The 736-nt window shown below is 44.2% G+C and carries 2 protein-coding genes; both read right to left on the minus strand.

From position 1 onward, the window contains the following. A partial coding sequence (locus ACNOHI_RS24810) for a hypothetical protein (RefSeq protein ID WP_420477398.1) occupies positions 1 to 301 on the minus strand: 301 nt, incomplete at its 3' end. Positions 302 to 361: 60 nt separating this feature from the next. After that, positions 362 to 736 (minus strand): hypothetical protein (locus ACNOHI_RS24815; protein WP_420477399.1); only part of this gene is annotated, 375 nt, incomplete at its 5' end.

A 736-nucleotide genomic window follows, 5' to 3' on the forward strand; every position in this document is an offset into this window, starting at 1 on the left:
CAATTCCGAAGCGCTCATAGTCCTTCTGCGTTTCCAGTACGATCAGGCTCGATACGGGACTTACAATGTTAGCTTTTTCAGCTTCCGCTATAATTTCTGGTTGAATGAAATCGTCCCGGAAATACCTTTCTGCGACTTTTTTCATGATCCTATTGTAGGCGAACAACCTCAGGAGATGGTCGGGTGCTTTGCCTGCTTTTTCATTCCTGCTTTGACGAATGCTTACTCCCGACGCATCTATCACAACTGTTGCGGAGTCTTCCCGGAAGCTTTGGTATTTACTGGCAGAGAGTGCATTCAATAAGTTTTTCAGATCGCCCGTTTGATACTTGAATACCCTGAGTTCTTTTAAGGTTTTTATTTAAGGGGAAAGTTCGTCGCCTGTGTTGTAGAGAGCGACCTCTTTCGGCGTTTCCAGATAGGAGCTGAGGCGATTGGCAAATTCTGATCCCTTAAGGTCGCTCAGGTTAGGTGATGCAGGTGTTCCTCTTGATATAAGCAGCGATTGGGCTGGCCTGGTAATTTTGTAGATGGGAAAAAGACTGAAGTTCAACTTTGACAGTTGTTCGAACTCAATATCTTTATTATCCTCTCTGAGTTGGACCAGCTTGTCATTGAAAACATATACGGTTTTAGTTTTAATTGCTTCCCAGAGGGCGTCGAATTCGTCTTTAGTCCACTGTTTATTCAGATCCAGATAAATAGCGGCTGGCCTGAAGGTGGATTCTGTGATTAC

This window comes from Noviherbaspirillum sp. ST9 (assembly GCF_048799745.1).
Taxonomy (GTDB): Bacteria; Pseudomonadota; Gammaproteobacteria; order Burkholderiales; family Burkholderiaceae_D; genus Noviherbaspirillum.